The organism is Candidatus Kryptoniota bacterium, assembly GCA_036567965.1.
Classification (GTDB): Bacteria; Bacteroidota; Ignavibacteria; order Kryptoniales; family JAKASW01; genus JAKASW01.
The window spans coordinates 71,950-92,825 of the sequence record DATCTN010000021.1 but is presented as its reverse complement, the minus strand read 5'-3'; the positions used below and the strand labels follow the sequence as shown (position 1 = coordinate 92,825).

The window sequence follows — 20,876 nt, the reverse complement described above, 5'->3', positions numbered from 1 at the left end:
ATCTAAACCGAAAGATCCGAAAGTGAAATCCTTCTCTATCCAATGCGGCGTACTAGTCTGGTGATTCCTGAACAGACCCACCAGCTTACAAGATCGCAGACTCGTTCGTTAAGCGTTTGCTACCGTCCCGTGAAGACTGCCTTGAACACGTATCCCGCAACCTGAGGGTTCTCTTTGAATCGCCTGATCGAGTAGGCGTACCAGTGCTTGCCGAACGGGACATACACTCTAAGCATTTTTCCGTCCGCTACGATCCTGTCTCTGAGGTCAGCTCTGACGCCCAGGAGCATCTGGAACTCGTATTCGGACGGTTTGAGGCCGAAGCGCGATATCGACTCGTAAGCGGCATCAATCAGATAATCGTCATGCGTCGCGACCGCGACTCCGGATTTCGCTTCCATCAACATGTTCAGCAGCTTGACATAATTTTTCCTAATCTCGTCCTTTTTCTTAAACGCAATGCTCTCAGGTTCAATATAAATCCCTTTGCACAATCTGACGTTGGCTTTCATATCGATGAGTCTCTTGACGTCAGACTCGCTCCTTCGCATGTATGCCTGGATCACGACTCCGGTGTTATCAAACCCTGCTTTGCGAAATCGCTCGTAGATGTCGAGTGTAGCTGTTGTAGTAGAGGAGTCCTCCATGTCGATGCGGACAAAATTCCCACGGCTCCTTGCTGTGTCGAGAATCCTCTTTACATTATTAAAGCAAAAATCCTTGTCGATGTTAAGACCGAATTGGGTCAGTTTGATCGAAAGATTTGCATCCAGATTGCTCGCGCTTATGACCTGGAGCACCTCTTCCGCCGCTCTCGTCGATTCGAGAGCCTCGTCCTTGGTAGTGATGTTTTCTCCGAGGACATCGATAGTAGCCATCATCCGACTAGTGTTAAGTTTCCTGACAAGTGAGACTGCGTCCTCGATATGTTCACCAGCGATATAACGCATCGCGAATTTTTTTATGAACGATTTTGGGAATACCTGTAGAGTTGAGACCATCATGTTGTTCAGCGGGTTCATCTGGACTCCATTCACAATTGTGTTGTGCTTTTTCTTCCGGCAAATCCTGTTTTGATGGGATGCCAGAAAAGTATGTCGTCTTCCCCCAGTTTGTAACAGAGGTAGACTTCTTCACCATTTTTTCTGATATGTGGAAAGTCAATCAGACCCTGATCCAGGCTCTTCACAGCGACGCCGGCTTCAGCGAAGTGCTGCGCTATTTCCACCAACTCCTCAAGCTCCGGCGGATAGTGTTTGGTGCCGTTCGGACCGCCGCCGCCGAAATACGCATGCCGATAGACATCATAGTTCTTCGCGTTGAGGATTTTCTTCAGCTCCACCATCCGCGATAAGTCGGGAAGAAGTGTCCCGAGGACAGAACGAGCTTCGTCAAGAGTGAAGTGCCGAGAATTAGAAGACATTGAAGTAATTTATCAGCGAGGGCGCGGAGAATCAATCCAAAACGAGAACACAGTGCGACTAGTCGACCACTCTGGTCATCTCCTGTCTGTTTCCGTCTAAGCAATCCATCTATGTCTTTTTGGTGAACTAAACCACGAGACGCACACAGACACTGAGGATTGAGAGTTAATCCCGGTGTCTACCCTGGCTACGTCTCTGTTCATTTTCCTGGAATCAACCAGGGAAAAACAGATGGGTGCGCTTGGGAGGCACACGGAAGATGGTGTACCGGCATCAATGCGCGATTGCCGAAAGCAATTGCAGAAGGTCCATTATTTTGTAGGAATCAGAAGAAATTCAATCCGCGTCGAGGATCTTACGGAAGACCTGCGGACTAATCAGAAGTGGTCAGACGTAGGAAACGAACCCGATTGCCATTCCCCTCCCCGATTGGGTGGAGGGAGGCCGGAATGACCGCTCGGTTGAATATCAGTTACCGTCTCTTCGCTTCAACAAATCAAATACCTTGCGGGACAATTCTTTCATTCTCGGGCCAGCAGTGATTTCGTCGACGGGAGTGAAACACGAAATGATGTATTTCATTTTTCCGTTATCTACTATACCGACATCGTTTGTCCAAAAACTCCACCATCCTGTTTTGTGATAAAACATTGTGTTAGGCGGAAGTCCGGCCGATATTTTTGTCGTGTCGAGCTGTCTGCCGAGGAGAGCCTTCATTTGCATGCTGACCCATGGGCTTACGAGCTGATTCGTATAAACCCTGTACATGAAATCGGCGGCGTGAAGCGCGCACGTTTCGGTGCCGCGAATGGTTTTGTAGGCCGAGTCTTCAACATCCCTCCCTAGAAATTTTCTGGTGACTTCACTGCCGTACCATCCGTAGTCGTGCATTGTTTGATTTATGCTGTCTCTCCGTGCCACATCGATCAAACAATTCGCCGCGGAATTATCGCTTCGCGTGATCATGAGATCGAGGAGATAATTGATCGTGACCGTATCACCGTCCTTTAACGTCGGGCGGGGGTCCCAGTCGATCTGTTTACCCACATCCACTGCATTTGGTGACCTCACTACATATGGGGACGTCAGAAAATAGTCGCCACTATATATTTCCTTCAGCACCTGCATTGCGACATATATTTTGTAGACACTGGCGGGATAAATGAAATTATCGTAGTTAACTCCCCCGAGAATGGGTTCCGCTCCATCGAGGTCCACTACAGCGAAAGATACCTGCTCCGTGCCGTCGGCTCCGACATTAAAGGTACTGTCTAGACCGACTGACCTGACGAACTGTCTGAGGGAATCGGAAAGAAGAGTATCTACTTTGAAATATTCCGGGACTTTCACTTCTTGCGCGTTGGAGAATTGCGCGCAGGCGAAAAGCAACACGAACAACGAGCTAAAGCGGCGGCGCATAGTGACTCTCTTACAATTAGTGATCGACGCAGCAATATGGCGAATGAGATCTTCAAATGCGATTAATGAAACAGGAAGTCAAAAGCAAATTAATCGCAAATACATCACTGAGTGATACTCTTCGAAATGCAAGTCGTCACCATGCCTGTCCTAATACAATTCTGCGTAATGGGAATTAGACTTGGTACGGTTCTTCATTCGACGACAATTCTACTTCAACAGCACCAGCTTCTTCATCGAAACAAATCTCTCGTTGTCGATTCCCTGTGCGACGATCCTGTAGAAGTACACGCCGCTTGCAAACCTCGACATGTTTATGCTCTCGCTGTACCTACCCGAAGTCAAGGTGCCATAATTCAACTCTTCGACGCGTTGGCCGAGTGTATTGTAAATGTCTATTGCCACAGTCGAAGTCTTTTTCAGGTCGAAGCTTACGGTTGTACCTGGATTAAAAGGATTCGGATAGTTCTGGTACAATGCATAACTCTTCGGTACGTCTACAGTAACGGTTAGAGTAGATAAGTCTTTTGTAGTTCCATCAGTAGATACGCTCTGGATTTTGTAGTTATATGTTTTACCTGAAATGACTTTATCATCGGTGAATGAATAACTTCTCCCGGAACTGCTTGTACCTAATCCTTCAAGATTCTTGTCTGTCACGTAACTACCAGCTAACTGCCAACCGTTAATACCTGACTGCTCTCTCATCACCACAAATCCCGCATTATTCACTTCCGATTGTGTTCTCCACGAAAGCGAAATCGAACCTGCGGCGGCAGTAGCCGTAAAACCGGTTGCCTGGACAGGAAGTGAAATATCAGTCGTACCTATTAGGTATGGATATCCACTATTCACTGCGACGTTTATTGCCCACGTTCCGCTGAAATCCCAGAGCGCGTTTGTGAATGTAGATCCTGTCTTCATCTCAGCATCGGTCTTCCCTTCACCGCCCGCGCTCGTACTCCAGCCGGACGAGTCCATGTCCCAGAATGAGCTGTCGACCGTCGAACTGTTCACATACCCTGTGAAGCCGCCGGCAAGCGCGCTACCGCTCACATGTCCAACCGAATAGCATTTGCTTACGACTGCGCTATTCATGATCTCTGCGGAATAGCCGCCGACAAACACGCTGCCTGTCGCGTTTGAAGTGCTGTAACAATTGCTGTCCGTTGAGTTTTGGATTTGCCCAACGAATCCGCCGACCCAGTCGCAGGATGAAGCGCAAACGAGGGTCGTCGTCGAATAGCAATCTGTCGTTAGAGACGTTACGTTGTACCCGGAGAACCCTCCGATTATCGAGCCGTTGCTCGTGACTGTCCCATTGCTATAGCAGGTGCTGATGGTGTCTGTCGGATAGCTTTGCCCAACGAATCCGCCGATGTAACTCGTGCCGGTCCCCGGCGCTGAAACCGAAGCGGTGCTGTGACTGTGAGTAATGGTCGATGATGAACTTTCACCTACGAATCCTCCGACTGGTCCCCCACATCCCGGCTCAGCGCTCACGACTGCCGTACTGTAACAGCTGTCGATCGCGGAAAAGTCGTTCCAACCCACGAGTCCTCCCACCGGACCGAGCGAAGCCGATACACTCGCGTGGCTGTATGAGTGAATCACACTCGAGCTGGTTTCCGTCCAGCCGATCAGCCCGCCCACCAGACCTCCTCCCGATACATTTCCCGTGACGTAGCAATTTCTGACGACCGTGTTCCCGTAAAACTCTCCTCCCAATCCGCCCACGGCGGTCCCTCCGGTTACGTTCACGTTGATGAGCCCGAGGTTTAATATCGTCGCACCCTGAGTGTATCCGAAAAGGCCGTCGTAATTGCTGTCCACCTTCGAGATGTAGAGACCTGTTATCGTGTGCCCGCCGCCGTCGTATGTCCCGCCGAAATACACGCCGGGGTAAAAACCGATGGGAGCGAACCCGTAATGAGAGTTCCATGTAGAGTCTGACGAGGCATCAATGTCTGCGGTCTGGACATAGTAAGAATTCCACGCAGTATCGTTCGCCACGTCCTGGATCCATGCAAGATTGGACAATGTGCCGACCTGATAAGGATCTCCCATCGTCCCGCTCCCGGGCGGCTGAACGGGGGTTTGAGAAAAGGCGTACTCACAAAAGATGAGTGAGAGTACAATCGAACAGCTGTATATCAATCTGCGCATCTTTATCTCCTTATAAAACTTTAGTCGACCTTGCGAAGGTTACACAGTGAACCTTGCGAAGGGTATCCAGCAATAACTAAGGAACCTTCGCAAGGTTACTGCCCTCTTATTTCAACAGAACGAGTTTCTTTATCGACACGAATCTCTCGTTGTCGATACTATTTACGATGATTCGGTAGAAGTACACGCCGCTTGCAAACCTCGACATGTTTATGCTCTCGTTGAATCTTCCCGCGTTCATCTGTCCATAATTGAATTCTTCCACTCGTTGTCCGATGGTGTTGAAAATTTCCAGAACGACATTCGAACTTTGTTTCAAATCGAACCTGATGGTCGTCGAGGGGTTGAATGGATTTGGATAATTCTGGTACAGTGCATAGGACTTCGGAATTGCCGTTGTGACACTCAGTGTGTCGAGATAGTTGCTTGCTCCGCTCGACGACACGCATTGAAATTCGTACGAGTATTTGCTGCCGGAGTTGATCCTGTTGTCCGTGAAATCATAGCTCCTTCCCGTCGGGCTTGTTCCGATGCCTCTCAGACTGTCATTCGACGCATAGGTGGAGATGAGTTTGAATTCAGACGATCCAGGATCCTTGCGTAGAACATTGAAGCCGGCATTATTGAGTTCCGATTGAGTGCGCCAGGAAAGGGTGACCGAGCCGATATCGGGCAATGCTTTGAAGTCAGTCGCCTGGACGGCGAGTGAATGGTCCGCCGCGGTGAAGCTCCTGACCTCGGAATATCCGCTTGTCCCTCCGTCACCTGATGCCGTCACTCGCCAGAAATACCTCGTGCCGGCAGAAAGCGAACTCAATGTATCTATGAACGTCGTCAATCCTGTCCGATCGCTTACGATTGTATTAAATAAAGAATCCGTAGCCAACTGCAACTCATATGAATTCGCACCGAGTGTGGAATCCCACTTGAACGGGACTGTTGTCTGCATGTTGGTCTCTCTCGGAGTCGGTGATGCGAGAATCGGTGCACGCACGACAGTTCTGAACGAATAGTCGTTGGAATAGGCGCCCTGAACCGTGTCGAGGTACACCACGACACGCCAGACGTAATTTCTGTAATTCCATAGACCCGAAACCGCTAGTTGAGTCCCGGTGATACCGCTCGAATCGACAATGATGGTCCCGTTTGAAGAGTCGGCGACGATCTGCACCCGATATGAAGTCGCCCCGGACGAAGCGTACCAGCTGAACGTCGTGTCGGTAGGTACAGCAGTTTGAGAATGACCCGGGTAACTGAGGGCGGTGCCGTACGGCAGCACGGTTATGGTGGGCCTTGTTGTCTTTACCGTATCACCATTCACAGTCGCTATGAGAGTGCGCGCGGTCCCGACCCCGGAAGCCTGCCATATGTATGAATAATATCCTGAGTTCGTGTATTGGAGTGCACCGAGCGCTGAGCCGCTCGCCGTGCCGTCGTTCGTAAGAGTAATCGCGACAGTAATGTCCTGCTGCGTGTACGCTTGGTTCAAGTCATTATTGGCGATAAAAGAAAAGTATACCTGACCTCCGACAATTGTCGTCGCTTGGCTCACGGCCACATACGAGTTCGCGAAAGAGAATGGACGAGGATTGACAGTCACCTGCGAAGGGAAGGAATACACCATCTGATATGTCATGTAACCGGGATTGGGATTATAGATATAAGCGATTAAACCCGTCCCGGATCCCGGAGAAAGGCCTATAAACTTCGCCGAGTAGGTTCCATTCTGATTGTCGACGACAGACGTCAAATAACCCTTGCCATTGTCGTAAGGGTTGGTGCTACCGAATATCTGAATCTCGACATCCAGGCCCCCGACCGTCACGTTGTTACCCGAGCCGTCTTTAACCTGCAATGTCACGGAGATCGAGTCATAAATCAGTACTGAAGTAGCCGAGACGCTTAGCACTGAGGTGCTCGTGGAAAATGTTCCTGCGTTTACGGTCACCGTCGGAAGAGTTGTCTTCACGGTGTCAGTCGAAGATCGCGCGCTAACGCTTCTTGCGGTACCTGAAGTGGACGCTGTGAATGTCGTGTAATATTTCCCGTTACCGCTGTCAGCAACCGTTCCGAAAGAACCCGAGCTTGTTCCTGAGCCGGTAAGGAAGAATGTTATTCCTGTCAGGCCGCCTGTAGTCAGCGAGTCTCCGTTCGCGTCTCGTGCCTGCAAGCAGACGGTTGCGGACGATGAGGCTGCCAGCTGCGAGCGCGAGATTGTTATCGTCGAATGCGCGATCGAAGCTGTACCTGCCGAAACTGTGATCCCCGCGGGAGCTGACGAAAGAGGCGAACCGTTTATGTTCGCGGTGACTCCGTTCTGAGTTCCGACTGCAGTTCCGGTAAATGTTGCCGAATACGTTCCGCTACCATTCGTGGTCGCACCGAATGTGCCAGAGCTGGTGCCGCTCCCTGTTAGCGAGAACGCAACTGAAAGTCCGGAAGTGGAGAGACTGTTGCCGTTCACGTCCTTGATCTGGAGTGTCGCAGTAGAGGTTCCATTTTTCAAGATAGAGTCGGGAGACATGTTGATTGTGGAGTGTGATAGAGAATAAGGAGGCACCTCGTTCTGGATTACGCCAACTTCGTCGGAAACTTGTTTTACTGTCACTACGTCCGGCCGACCGTCTCCATCGAGGTCACCGACGGCAATGGCGCCCGGGAAATCGAATCCCGAGACATTGACCGATACGGGGGATGCAAATGAAATCGATCCTGATGTGCTTGTATTCCGCGCGATCTTTATGTAGTTACCTCCCGCTTCGCTTGCCCAAACAAGATCTGGCATCCCGTCGCCGTCATAGTCTGCAACCTGTAATGAGTTCTCACCCAAGGTGGATGACAATACGACAGGATCGGAAAACTGGATCGTATCGCCGGAGCATTCGTTCCTTCGGACGCGAATCGTGTGATCGTCGATCGATTCATATCCAATGTCGGGTTTCGAATCGCCGTCAAAATCGGCGACGACCACGCGCTCGGTACGCGCATTCTGATACCAATTCAATGCGGGCACGAAACTATTTCCGTTCACATTCATCAAGACGCTAACCATGCCAGATGAAGAGAAGGCATCGAAGTTTCCTCCAACGACCAGGTCGGGTCTCCCGTCGCCGTTGAGATCGCCGACGGCGAGGCTGTAAGCGTCCAGTTCGTTATTGAATACCGGCTGATGTATCTCGGCATCGTACGCTAGATTGAAAGTGGTGATCCCAAAAACCTTCTGGGTCAGATACACCCTCACTCGACCGTTTACATTCACGGCCGGATCTCCTGCATAGGCTATTGCGAAATCCGGCATGCCGTCTCCGTTGAAGTCGGCGACTACGACATCTTCCGCTCTCATGTTGGTGATATAATTCGGGACCCAGACCACGCTGTTATCCGGGAATGACGAGGGAGGTTCCTCGCCGACAATAAGCGCCAGGATACCGATGGACTGCCCTAATTCTATCTCTCCTGATTGAACCTGCCATGAACCGCCGGTCATATCGGGATTATTGAAAGTCTGCCAAAGAGTGAAACTCGGATTCGAAGAAGTGCCGGTGTTTCGGAAGAGGTTTACGCCCGACTCCGAAACTACAAGGAAGTCTGTCCTGCCGTCTCCATCAAAGTCGGCCGTTACGATTCGTTTTGAATAAGCAGTACCTGTTGACAGTTCCTGTGGTGAGGCAAATGAAATGGTTCCGGACGAACTCGTGTTGTGCAGATACGAAATCGTGCCAGCAGATGGACGGGTTATCAGAACATCAGGCTTTCCATCACCGTCCATGTCGACGAGAAATGGCACTGACGGACTTCCGCCGATAGAGATTGTCTGACTGAGTGTGCCGGATGAGGTGGACAAATCGCCCGATGAAAATTCCGGATCGAAGGATAGAGTGGAAATCGCAGTCCCTGAGCCGGCGACTTCGACGCTTATGGGGCCATATGAAGCTGAGACCGGCACGACGACAGTGAGCGACGTGGAAGTGGCGTTGCTTACAGTCGCTGTTTCCTGGCCGAACCGAACGGTGTTATTCGATGCGGTGGAACTGAATCCAGTACCGGTGATTACAACGGTGCTCCCCACTCTTGCTGCCAGCGGGTTGAACGAGCTGATCGTTTGCGCATACAAACCCGCAGCAGAACTTATCATCACAATTGCAATCGCGACAAGCCTTAGCATCTCTTTCATTTTGCTCTCCTTACTATCAACTGTAATTCAGACAGTTCGTCCTTTACAACGAAGCCGACCGCCCCTGCTTTTTCAGCAGCGCGACGGAAGAACTTATCGCCATAATCAGTCACGATAACAACCTTCGCCTGCGGATCGACTGCTATTATTCCGGCGGTCGCCTGGATGCCACCGACATCCTTCATGTGAATATCCATGAGCACCCAATCCGGGCGGTGGAGAAGGTATGCTTCCGGAGCCTCATTCCCATCTTCGCATTCAATCACCTCATCTCCGTCAAGCTTGACAAACCGGGTCAGAGTTTCACGAAATGTTTTGTTATCGTCCACGATAAGAAATTTCAATATGAGTCTTTCCATTTCACGACTAAAATTCCAATTCAAAAGTAACTGCGTTTTAGCAGATCGGAAATCGGGGTATACTCACTTTTTAATGTGGATTAACTCATGACTTCCGTGAGTTAACGCACGAGGGGCAAAGGAATTGGGCTAAAGCCCGCTTAGGAGGTTTGTTTTATGATGCGACCTAAAGGTCGCATCAAGTGCCAGACACCGTCGCATTAAGTGCCGGACACCGTCGCATTAAGTGCCGGACACCGTCGTATCAAGTGCCGGACACCGTCGCATCAAGTGCCGGACACCCTCGCATCAAGTGCCGGACACCGTCGCATCAAGTGCCGGACACCGCCGCATCAAGTGCCAGACACCGTCGTATCAAGTGCCAGACACCGTCGTATCAAGTGCCGGACACCGTCGCATCAAGTGTCTTGCGACATCGCAGCAAATGGCTTGCGGGGTGGCAACAAATGCCTTTCGATGTCGCATGATGTATTTTGCACCGGCGCATCAGATACATTGCACAGCTGCATCAAGTGTCTTGCACTTTTGCGTCACGAGTCCTGCAGTGCTGCATCAGGGGTCCTGAGCCATCGAGCAACTGAATTGCACCGTCGTAGCAGATGCCCAGTGAAATGACAACAAATGCGGTAGGCCGACTTTCACAAATCGAGGTGATGTTTGGAGAGGGCGGGTTTGATTTCTTCAGCGGGTCAACGGTCAGAGCAATTGGGCGGCGCGGACTAATCAACAGTCTGAAGTCTGAAATGAGATTTGTTTTTGATCAGCAGGCGAGAATTGAGGCAATCCGATTCAAGAGAAAGCAAACGATTCAGCGGGATTGCCGATTTGCGCCCGGCACGCGCTATCTAATATTAGATCAAATGGATTTTAAGGTCAGAATACTAGAGGACGGATTTGTGCTTTAGGGCAAGTTTCAGGAGTGAGTTGGTACCGTCGAGTTTGAGCTTTCTTGATATGTTTGCCTTGTGATTCTCCACAGTACGTTTGCTTATGAATAGCTCGTCAGCGATTTCCTGGTTTGATTTCAGCTCGGCGACAAGCCTAACTATGCGCTGCTCTGTCGGAGTCAGTTCTTTTAATTCAGGAGGGAGATGTCCACCCTTCCTTCTTTCCACCAGCAAACCCGAGAGCGAAGGGCTGATGTAATATTTGTCGTCCGAGATTGACTCGATCGCGTGGTTGATCTCATTTACCGCGCTGTCTTTCAAAACATATCCCCTCACTCCGCACTCCATTGCTTCAAGAAATATTTTGCGGTCATCTATCATGGTGAGGAGAATAACTCGGGTCTGCAAGCCGATCTGCTCTGCGCGCTTTGCCACTTCCAGTCCTGTCAATTTCGGCATCTGGATATCTAGAATCGCGAAATCCGGTTTCAAATCTTGAATGAGTGTCAGGGCGTCGGCACCATTGTCGACCTCTCCCACGATTCGCAGCGTGTTGTCTTTCTCCAACGACTGTCTCACACCAGCCCGAAATAGCGGATGATCGTCTGCAATGACGACTGTCCTCGTGTCAGCCACTGTCTTTCGCTCCAAGTGGGACTTTCAAAGTCACCTTCGCTCCTTTCCCGGGACTCGATTCCAGCCGTAGTTCACCGCCGAGTATTCTCGAGCGTTCCACCATCCCCGTGAGACCAAGTCCTTTATTCCGACTTCTGCCCGCTTCGCGAAGATCCATTCCCCGTCCGTTGTCTTTGATTTCAAGCGTCAACATCCGGTCAGATTTTATGATTATCACGCTAAGCTCCGATGCCTGCGAATGTTTGATGATATTATTCAGGCTCTCCTGGACAATACGGAAAAAATTTATCTCGCTCTCTTTACTCAGAAGATTGTCAATGTTATCGATCTGTAAAGTAGGTTGAATTTGGGATGATTCCGCTGCGACCTCCACCACGGACTCAAGCGCAGAGGTGAGTCCGATCTGATCAAGTTGAATCGGTCGAAGATTTCTTGAGATTTCCCGCACATGTTTTATAGATCCGGTAACATGCTCGACGACTTCTTCGAAATCTCTTGACCCCCCGTCAGCACTATTTCCAGATTGCAGACCGAGCAACAACTTGTTCTTGATAACGAGCAGATCCTGGCCGATGCTGTCGTGAAGCTCTGCTGCAACACGCTTCCGTTCCGCCTCCTGCGACTCGATGAGTCTCCTTGAGAATTCCTGTTGAAGATTCTGCTTCTTCTTTAGTGCGCTGACACGTTTGAGATACACGAGCGGACCAAAAGAAAGGAACATGAGCGCGACACCCGACCGAAACCACCATGTTGCCCAGAACGGCGGCGATATCAGAATTGATATTGACTTCGGAGTTGTGCCCCAGAGTCCGTCACTGTTCGCTGCTTTAACTTCAAAAACATATTTGCCCGGATCGAGATTTGTGTAGGTGGCTTCACGCCGTGATCCCGCATAAACCCAGTCCTTGTCAAAGCCATCCATCTTGTACGCATACCGGTTCTTTTCGGGATTAGTGTATTCAAGAGCGGCGAAGTCGAATGAGATGACGGCGTCGTTGTAGGATAGCCGCACCTCACTCGCGGCACTTATGTCGCTCGTGAGAGGACCGTTGCCGGGTCTCACCGATTTGTTGAAGATCTTGAAATCCGTGATTACCACGTCAGGAATGTTTTTGTTTTCTGGAAGACTATCCGGGTAGAAGATGCTGAAGCCGTTCACTCCACCGAAGAGAAGTTCACGTTCCCGCGTGAGATACTCGGCACCGTGGTTGAATTCGTTGCTCTGGAGGCCGTCACCGGCATCGTAGTTTCTAAAAGTGTGATCCGAAATCGAGAATCGGGACAACCCGCTGTTCGTACTGATCCACAAATCGCCTTCATGATCGTCCGCGATCCCGTACACGACATTGTTCGGCAGACCGTCGCGTACAGTGTAGTGCCGGAACTTGCCGGAGCGTGTGTCAAATTCATTCAGCCCTGAGTAGGTTCCGATCCAGAGAGAACTGTTCCTACCTTCCACGATCGCGGTCACTTTATCATCGCTCAGACTCGATGGGTCGCGCGGGTCGTGGCGGAAGCGGGTGAATCGTCCGTTCGGGATGTCGAGCTTGTCGAGTCCATCGCCACCTGTGCCCACCCACAAGCTTCCGGAACTGTCCTGGTAAAGGGACCACACCTCGTTACCGCTGAGACTCTCAGGATCCGAAGGGCTATTGACGTAACGCGTAAATGTCCCTGTCTTCTTATCGAAGCGATTCAGTCCTTCCCACAGCGTCCCGATCCACAGCGTGCCATCACGGGTTTCGTATAGCGTTTCAGGCGATGGACTACTGATGCTGTGATTATCTCCACGACGTGGGATGAATCTGGTGAATCCTTCCGAGCCGCTCTTACCGACAGTCATTCTAATCAGGCCGTCTCCGTTCGTGCCGACCCAGATCGTCGGCAATTTGTATGTTTCGTCTTCCAGGAGCGACCAAATAAGTCGCGGGGTAGTTGCAGATTGATACCAGGAATTGTTCGCGACGCGCGCCAGGACGTCTTTCTTTCGGTCGTAAGTCATAAGCCCTTGCTGAGTGGCGACCCAGATTCTGCCGTACGGGTCTTCGCAAAAGCTCCTGATCTTGTTCCAACCTTCGGGCTTGGCAACATCCGGACTCAGCTTCACGTGTCGAAACTTAAATTCCGCGGGCGCATACTTGTTGACCCCATCATATGTCCCGACCCAGAGAATTCCCTCCCTATCCTGGTACAGCGACAAAATTGAATTTCCGCTTAAGCTCAATGGATCGTTTGATATATTAGTAAACCTGTCCAGTTTATTCCTATGCTTATTGTAGCGTAGAAGGCCGCCGTTCCCGCCGTACCACATTACACCATCTCGATCCTTCAGGATTCTGTTTATGATTTGAATCGTGTCGCCCTTGATTTTCGTTGAGGCGGGACTCCACTTACCGTCTTTATATATGTAGAATTGATTCTGCATTGCGATCCAGATATGGCCGCCATCGTCCTCGGATATCCAGACGCAAAGTGTGCCCGGAACGGGAAGAGCCACCGGTGAGAATTTTCCCGTGGATTTCTCGAAGATTTCAAGCGATCCGAGCATCCCAATCCACAAATTACCTATCGCGTCCTCGAACAGACATTCCACAAGGCCTGGAGGAATGCTCGCGGCGTCACGCGGGTTGTGAGAGCACCTGATGAATCTGTCAGCCGCTCGGTCGTAGCGATCGAGGCCGCCCGAAGTTCCCACCCAAAGGGTACCGTCACGATCCTCACATATGCATCTCACCTCATCGTCGCTGATTGTGTTTTCACTTGTTGAGCTGTGTCGGTAGCGCACGAAACTTCCCGTAGCAGGAACGAACCTGTCGACACCTCCACCCCTGGTTCCCGTCCATAGCGTACCAGTGTGGTCCATGAAAACTACATTTACATAATTATCGGAGAGAGAGGTGGAATCGCCGTCGTCATGTTCATAATGGACAAACGAATATCCATCATAGCGGTTGAGTCCGTCCTGGGTAGCGAACCACATATAGCCGCTCCGGTCCTGGGTGATTGAAAAGACGGAGCTCTGCGACAACCCTTGTTCTATTGAAAGATGCTGGAACCGTATGTCTCTCTCCTGGGCGCGGGCGAGCTGAGGAGCGAGAGTAGCGCAGAGCAGACAGCCGAGGCACAACAATCTGAGAAAAATCAACAATCCAGGGAGACTCAAGCGGCAGTTCGTTTCCAATGAAAGTCATCAGCGAATCTGCGGAACGAGATTCGGAAATTTTCGTTCCAATCGGTCGATATAGTCATAATTGGTTGCCGACTCCCCTCGTATTATCGTATGCCTCAACCCAGACGGTAAAATAGAAGTTCCCCTCACCGCGGATGATAATTGAAATTCGTTCAGCGATCCGACCGGGCGAAGAAGCGAGAGATCCTGTCCCAGTATTTTGTCACGACGAATTCCGTTCTCAGGTGGCCGCCTTTAGTAAGAAGTACCAGTTCGATTCCGGTCCTGTCGGAAAACCTCTTTACGTCTCTCCAAGGGACAAACGGATCGTCCTTCGTGTGGAACATAAGGACTTTCGACGCATCGAATTCATCACTATGATATGAAGGATTAAAGAATTTTCCGGAAAACAACTTGTTCCAATTTTTTTGAGAGAGACGATAGCCGTTCCCGAATGCGGACCGGATGTAGTCCGAGTACTTGATTTCGGACGTCTCCTTCTTCTGTTCGGACGGTAGAATCTTCCAGTCGACTACCGGACAATTCGCAACAACTTTCTTGACTCGATCGTCCAGCGAACAAAGGATAGAAACAGTTCCGCCAAAACTTCCGCCAATGATGTATAGTTCATCCGGGACCAGCTTGAACTTTTTCCCGAATGCAGTTTCTGTAAAGCCTTTCGGGAGTGCGTCGAGAATTATCGCAATATCCTTTTCCGGAGACTCTTTCAGAAATTCACCGCCGCTCTCCCATGCTCCGCGGTACCGAGGATATATTACCCAAAATCCTTTGGCTGAAAGGAACTCAACGAGCTGCTGCTTCCTGGGAATCCCGGGCATGCCGTCGCAGAGGATTATGATTTTCTGCTTGGTTGCAAAGCGAGCCGGCGGAAGAAATTCCGCGACTATTTGTTTACCAAACCTGGTCCTGAACATTTTCAGCAAAAGATAATAATGCCGGTTATTTCCAGGAGCAAACTAGATTGCAGGATAATGTCCCGCCTGCTTGACGGGTAATTTTGGTTGGCAGGAGATCCGGCAGGTTAGCAAAGTCTCGCTGCAAAGGAAAATCCCGAAAAAATTTAGAACCGCACCCCCACATCATTGCGTTTGAGGTAAACGCATAAGTGAGGGCGCAGTTCTATTTGTGGCATTTAGTACGAGCCTAAACTCGTCATCGCTCCGCTACCGAATGAATTAAGTTCGCCCGAGTACAGTGTCTTCCCTTTGTCAGTCGCCATCTCATACTTCACGACTCCTCCAGGGACTCCGGCGGCCCTCCAGAGTCGCAGCGTCATGCCGGCATTCACGCCGAACTCAAGTTGATCACACGAGAAGGTTCCGGCTGCTACCGTCACGCTCACGCCTTTTTTAACCACGGCGCCGTCAATTGATTCGGGAGTTAATTGCATTGGCGATGTGTACCAGCCCTCTGTAACAGGCACTTCCTTCGGCGCATCATTACCCCACTTCTGCCTCATTCTCCTGACTGACTGCTGCTTTTCGCTGAACAGGACTTCAATTACCATCGTGTCCTTCTTATTCGAGATGTAATTCATCTGCCACCACTGCTTGCCGTCCGCAAGCTGGGTTAGAAAAGCCTTATGGGTTTCGAAGTCGTGTCCATTTTCGCCGGACATCGTCCAGTTCGTATACTGGCCGGCCTGGTAAGGAACGAGCTCGAGGCTGTATCCGTAGGCGCTGAACATATACTGGAACAGTATGGGGTACAACCGTGTAGCCATCATGGCCAACCCGCTGTTGTCGCCGCCGCCGGATGGAGCACTCTCTCCAGCGTTGGCAGGCGCGGGCATATAATTCGTCGTGAGTGTCTTGCCTCCGTCTGATGGCATCGAGACATTGTACGATGAAATGACTCTATCCTGGTACTCAACAGAGATGTAGTACGGACCCATATCGGAGAAATGAAGTGTGGCGATGCCGCTCGTATCGACAGTAACGGTTTCGCCGCAGCTGCAGTGCACGACCGCCCCCACAAGAGCAACGTTATTCGGTCCCTTCACTTCGACCTTCATGGAGAAAAGATGGATCCCCATCGTATTATAGCCGAAGCATCCACCACAGCCGCCGGTGGTAACTGCAAGAAGAGCTACCAGCATCAATCCTTTCAGATACCTCAAACGCAACATGAGCATAACCTCCTCTAGGTTTGTTGAGACAATTGATAGAAGAAACACAACTCAACTACAAATGTAACCGTCGCGCCGGTCAATTGAAAACTTATTTGACAACTGTCAACTTCCTGATCTGTGAATAACTCCCGGCCGATAGTGTGTAGAAATATATTCCGCTGGGCAGACTCGCCGCATCGAATGTAACCGCGTAATTCCCGGCACTTTGCTGGCTTTCGACCAATGTCCTGTTTTCCCTGCCCAGGGTGTCGTAAACCTTGAGGGAAACCATCTTATCGGTCGGAACTGATACTCGATAACTGTGGACGGATTTAATGGGCTCCGATAGTTTCGTGAAAGTGAAAAACGAGCGGTAACGTCCGCGCTAACGGTTCCGATAGCATCTCTCCTCCTGTATCTCAATCGAAGATGAATAGGAACGCGTATAGCAGAAACTGAACAAATGTACGGTTTTTCGAAAAGGTGAATTATGACAACGAAGATTCAAATCAGCTTATTTTTCACAGCTTTCGCTACGAGCTCGGCGCGCGACCTGACGTGAAGCTTCTCGTAGATATTGTGGAGGTGAAACCTGACTGTATGCGAGCTGATGAAAAGCTTGTCGGCGATTGCTTTGTATGAGTGCCCGTCGACAAGACACTGGAGCACTTCGAGCTCTCTTTTCGAGAGCGTCGCGGTAAGATTACTGCTGTCGCTGACGCGGAAGTAGCCCATCACCTTTCTAGCAATCTCGGGCGACATCGGCGCTCCTCCGTGGTAAGCGTCTCTGATGGCGTCAAGGAGTCTCTCGGAAGATGTGTTCTTCAAGATGTATCCGACGGCGCCGTTGCGGATGGACTGGAATACCTTCTCATCATCGCCGTAGATGGTGACCATCAGTACTTCCACCCTCGGGTACTGTTCCTTGATCATCTGAACGCATTCGATCCCGGACATTCCGGGAAGGCCGATGTCCATCAGGATTACGTCAGGAGTGTTTTCCTCGACACCACGCAGCACTTCGGAACAGTTCCGGTAAGCTGCTTCACAAGTGAACCCTTCTGAGTGGTTCAGAAGCCATGACAACCCGTTCCTAATCTCGTCATCGTCTTCAACGATCGCCACATGGACGATGCTGTCTTCGGGAGGGGGAGAGGTCATCTTCCCGCTTTCTGCAGAATTACTCTTCTTAGTATCACGCAATGTCAATCCTAACGTTTATGTCTGGGAATCGCAACTGAACAAATGTACAGTTAGGGCCGGAGCGGAATGGTGAGCATAATGCTTGTGCCCTCGCCTCTTGACGACTTTAGCCTATATGTTCCTCCGAGCTTTTCTGCCCGACGCCTCATATTGACGAGCCCATGTCCGCCCGAGTGTTCTTGAGGGACGAATCCGCTTCCGTCGTCAGACACTCCGAGCTCGATGTTCCTGTCCACCACTTTCAAGCCGATGCTGACCGATCTGCAACCGGAGTACTTTATCGAGTTATTCAACGCTTCCTTCGCCACGAGAAGAAGTGTCCTTAATATTTCCGGATCTATTTTTGTAGAAGAAAACGATTCGTCGATTTGAAGTGCAAGAGCGACTCCTTTTCCCTCGCACATCTCATACGAATACGACCGCAGCCGGTTGACAAGATCGCCCATAGTCATATTCTTCGGATCGATCGACCACACCACGTCGCTCATAGCGTCGACAAGCTCACGGGCGTTCGCTCCGATCCTGAGCACAATACTGTTTGGAGCAAAGTCCCCGGACTCCGAAGTCTCGCTCCGTGTTTGAGCATCTTGAAGTGCGTCCGGTGTTTTCCCCTGCTTTAGCGCGACGTCCGCGAGAATCGCTATCCTGGTCAAGCCTGAGCCGATATCATCGTGAAGATCTGTCGCAATTCTCGACCGAACCCTCTCTATCGCGAGGAGCCTGTTTATCCGAAGTCTGAAGAGAATGTAGATGATGGAAACGATAAGTAACGCAACACCGGCTACAAACCACCACGTACTCCAGAAAGGAGGCGTGATAAGAATGGAGATTACAGCTTTGCCGGTGCTTTCCAGTCCAGCCGTGTTTACTGCTTTCACTTCGAAAATGTAATTCCCCGGCTTCATCGAAACATAGGTCACCGGTGCCTTTGTGGCAACTTCCCGCCATTCATCATCCGCACCGCGCAGGATATATTTATATCTCAACTTCCCTTCGTCACGTAGACTCACACCGGCAAAATCAAACGTAAGAGTATTACTGTAATAAGGAAGTCTGATCGAAGAATTGACTGGCGTTCTATTTCCGTTCACACGGAGATCGGTAATATAAACGAGAGGGGGAACCCCATTTTCAACTTCTGCATTTTCATCCATAATCAGAACGTCGGCGGGTCCTCCAGCCCAAATGAGTCGACTCACTGAGACGCCGCACGAATGAATGGGAAAGTTCCGGGTGAATTCTTTCCACGTATTCCCTCGAGTGTCATTGCGAGTGCGCCCCTGAAGCCCGAGTTGTGTGCCGACGAGTATGCCTATCCGCTGATCGAAGGTGACAGCCCAAACATCGTCGCTCATCAGACCATCCTTCACTGTCAGCGTCGAGATAGAGTCACCGTGCATTAAAGCGACTCCGCCGTATCTTGTTCCTACCCAGATGGTTCCGTTGTCGTCCTCGCAGATGGCACGGATGGAATTGTCGGGTAAGCCGTCCTTCGTGGAATACTTCCTCACTGTGAACTTGTCCCCCGAGTAAGTGAATTCCGACAATCCGGCTATGTAGCCCCCGAACCAGACATTCCCTCGAGAATCGACAAAAATGGATCTTATCGAGTTGTCCGGCAACCCATCGCTCGTTCCAAGTAAGCGGGTGTGTCTGTTATCTCCGTCAAGTTCGATTTCAAGAACTCCCATTCGGTCTACGCTCATCCACCCTCGACCAAATTGATCGATATACAGAAATATCGTTCCCAGACCGGCATGAATGAGCTCCACCTTGAACGACTTTGTCAACTCAAGATCGGATTCGGAATCGCCCTTTGAGATTATACGAAGGCAAATAATCCGGCCGAGAGTTGAGACCAGCCAAAGCTTAGTCCCATTCATTAATTGCACGGAGACATATGGATCGGTCAGGCTGTCGTTCTTCAGGAAGTGGAACGCGCTCTTAGCAAGTCCTGATTGCTCGCGCCAGATTTCCAGCACGCCGTTCTTTACAAGGACCCACATGTGGCCATAGTTATCGGACGACACCTGGGAATTATTAATTGGAAAGGCGAAATCATCTGCGGGGAATAAAAGATTGTTTCTGCTCGAGAGTTTCGAGATTCCATTTCCAGCGAAGCCCACCCATAAATCGCCTTCCCGGTCCACTATTCCGGACGTCAGGTCGGTCCCTTTCAATCCGTTTGAAGTCGTCAGGAGAATGTGATCGGACATTTCAGAACCATCCTCATCAAATTTGCAGAGTCCGTCAACAGTGCCCAGCCACATTCCTCCCTCACCATCATCGATCATAAAGACTGCTCCATGTTCAATGAAGTGCCTGGAAAGGTTGTTCCCGTATCGCACGATCGTACCGTCGGCGCACGAGATCCATAGCTGGTTCCTGGAATCGAATGCAAACGAAGATATTTCTTCCGTCGCTCTTTTTGAGATACTTAAAGCATGATAGTCCCCGCTCCTGACGTTGTATGCAACAAGAAAGACCCCTTCAGATACGAATAGAAGAGTGTCTCCTTTACAGACTATCTTCTCGTAAACACCTTTGCTAAACTCCCGACTTAAGAACGTCGATGAGTCGTCCTTCATTTTGTAGAGGCCATCATCAGTGGCACAATACAAAGTTCCAAAGTCATCTTCTGCGATGCCGTTTATCCTGTCAGACCATGCAGTGGTACCGACTCGATAGTTCGTAAATGTCCCCTGCTCAAACCTGCTGATTCCCCCTCCATTGGTCCCGATCCACATCACTCCTCTCTGTTGCTTGTCTTCCATGATGCAATTGACCTGGCTCGACGGAAGACCGTTCGCGAACGTGTAGTTTTGAAAAGTCAGGCCGTCATACACACTTACGCCGTCACTGGTCCCTATCCACAAGTACCCGATCGAATTCTGACACAACGCGCCTACGGCGTTAGACAGCAATCCTTCGCGGACAGAGTAATTCTTGAAATCGGCGATTTGTGCCCCACATTGCCGGCACAAGGCGATAAGTAATATTTGAAGCACTACGATGCGAGCAGTCAATCTGATACGCCAAAACAATTTCTGCGCAGGGAAATCAACTCGTTTTGCTTTCAGTCAGATCCTCCTTCTCTTTCGACAAAAAATAATGAGTCCCGTCCTCATGAGCAAAAGGTCCGGCGCCGACTCGACCGACCCTCACCGTCATGCTCAGACGGTCCGACCGGCTCCATCGTTTGGTGAGGTCCAAAGGACTATTGCGGAAATGGTACACTGAGGGAGAGAGAATAATTATGCCGAATAAAAAAGTTATAGATTGGGTGGTATACAATTTGGTGCGCTAGC

General features: G+C 50.4%; 13 protein-coding genes. All 13 read right to left on the bottom strand.

Going from position 1 to position 20,876, the window contains the following annotated elements; translation table 11 throughout:
- Positions 1-119: 119 nt before the first annotated feature.
- Positions 120-1,022, bottom strand: a complete 903-nt coding sequence (locus VIS48_08660) for a proline dehydrogenase family protein (protein HEY9166216.1) — start codon at positions 1,020-1,022, stop codon at positions 120-122.
- Positions 1,023-1,033: 11 nt separating this feature from the next.
- Complete coding sequence (locus tag VIS48_08655; protein HEY9166215.1) at positions 1,034-1,423, bottom strand: DUF2203 domain-containing protein; 390 nt, start codon at positions 1,421-1,423, stop codon at positions 1,034-1,036.
- A gap of 469 nt (positions 1,424-1,892) precedes the next feature.
- A complete protein-coding gene (locus VIS48_08650; protein ID HEY9166214.1) occupies positions 1,893-2,843 on the bottom strand; it encodes a serine hydrolase in 951 nt (316 codons plus the stop codon).
- 210 nt (positions 2,844-3,053) lie between these two features.
- Positions 3,054-5,009 (bottom strand): T9SS type A sorting domain-containing protein, encoded by a 1,956-nt coding sequence (locus VIS48_08645; protein HEY9166213.1) that lies wholly within the window; start codon positions 5,007-5,009, stop codon positions 3,054-3,056.
- Positions 5,010-5,115: 106 nt separating this feature from the next.
- Positions 5,116-9,183, bottom strand: a complete 4,068-nt coding sequence (locus VIS48_08640) for an FG-GAP-like repeat-containing protein (protein HEY9166212.1) — start codon at positions 9,181-9,183, stop codon at positions 5,116-5,118.
- Positions 9,180-9,542: a response regulator transcription factor gene (locus VIS48_08635; protein HEY9166211.1), complete on the bottom strand. Its 363-nt coding sequence runs from the start codon at positions 9,540-9,542 to the stop codon at positions 9,180-9,182. Before VIS48_08635 ends, VIS48_08640 begins: the two co-directional genes overlap by 4 nt.
- An 881-nt stretch (positions 9,543-10,423) precedes the next feature.
- Entirely contained in the window at positions 10,424-11,065 is a 642-nt protein-coding gene (locus VIS48_08630) for a response regulator transcription factor (protein HEY9166210.1), read from the bottom strand.
- Positions 11,058-14,213, bottom strand: a complete 3,156-nt coding sequence (locus VIS48_08625) for a two-component regulator propeller domain-containing protein (GenBank protein ID HEY9166209.1) — start codon at positions 14,211-14,213, stop codon at positions 11,058-11,060. The genes VIS48_08630 and VIS48_08625 overlap by 8 nt, the downstream gene beginning before the upstream one ends.
- Positions 14,214-14,407: 194 nt before the next feature.
- Entirely contained in the window at positions 14,408-15,169 is a 762-nt protein-coding gene (locus VIS48_08620; protein HEY9166208.1) for a prolyl oligopeptidase family serine peptidase, read from the bottom strand.
- Between the two features lie 218 nt (positions 15,170-15,387).
- Positions 15,388-16,383 (bottom strand): hypothetical protein, encoded by a 996-nt coding sequence (locus VIS48_08615; protein ID HEY9166207.1) that lies wholly within the window; start codon positions 16,381-16,383, stop codon positions 15,388-15,390.
- A gap of 91 nt (positions 16,384-16,474) precedes the next feature.
- Positions 16,475-16,702, bottom strand: coding sequence for a T9SS type A sorting domain-containing protein (locus VIS48_08610; protein ID HEY9166206.1), 228 nt, complete (start codon positions 16,700-16,702; stop codon positions 16,475-16,477).
- 167 nt (positions 16,703-16,869) lie between these two features.
- Positions 16,870-17,568, bottom strand: a complete 699-nt coding sequence (locus tag VIS48_08605; protein HEY9166205.1) for a response regulator transcription factor — start codon at positions 17,566-17,568, stop codon at positions 16,870-16,872.
- A gap of 50 nt (positions 17,569-17,618) precedes the next feature.
- Positions 17,619-20,594: a two-component regulator propeller domain-containing protein gene (locus VIS48_08600; protein ID HEY9166204.1), complete on the bottom strand. Its 2,976-nt coding sequence runs from the start codon at positions 20,592-20,594 to the stop codon at positions 17,619-17,621.
- Positions 20,595-20,876: the final 282 nt, after the last annotated feature.

What these genes read in the sequence shown, in the direction of transcription:
- VIS48_08645 (HEY9166213.1), bottom strand. Translation starts at nt 5,009, where the DNA reads ATGCGCAGATTGATATACAGCTGTTCGATTGTACTCTCACTCATCTTT.
- VIS48_08635 (HEY9166211.1), bottom strand. Translation starts at nt 9,542, where the DNA reads ATGGAAAGACTCATATTGAAATTTCTTATCGTGGACGATAACAAAACA.
- VIS48_08660 (HEY9166216.1), bottom strand. Translation starts at nt 1,022, where the DNA reads ATGAACCCGCTGAACAACATGATGGTCTCAACTCTACAGGTATTCCCA.
- VIS48_08615 (HEY9166207.1), bottom strand. Translation starts at nt 16,383, where the DNA reads ATGTTGCGTTTGAGGTATCTGAAAGGATTGATGCTGGTAGCTCTTCTT.
- VIS48_08640 (HEY9166212.1), bottom strand. Translation starts at nt 9,183, where the DNA reads ATGAAAGAGATGCTAAGGCTTGTCGCGATTGCAATTGTGATGATAAGT.
- VIS48_08650 (HEY9166214.1), bottom strand. Translation starts at nt 2,843, where the DNA reads ATGCGCCGCCGCTTTAGCTCGTTGTTCGTGTTGCTTTTCGCCTGCGCG.
- VIS48_08655 (HEY9166215.1), bottom strand. Translation starts at nt 1,423, where the DNA reads ATGTCTTCTAATTCTCGGCACTTCACTCTTGACGAAGCTCGTTCTGTC.
- VIS48_08620 (HEY9166208.1), bottom strand. Translation starts at nt 15,169, where the DNA reads ATGTTCAGGACCAGGTTTGGTAAACAAATAGTCGCGGAATTTCTTCCG.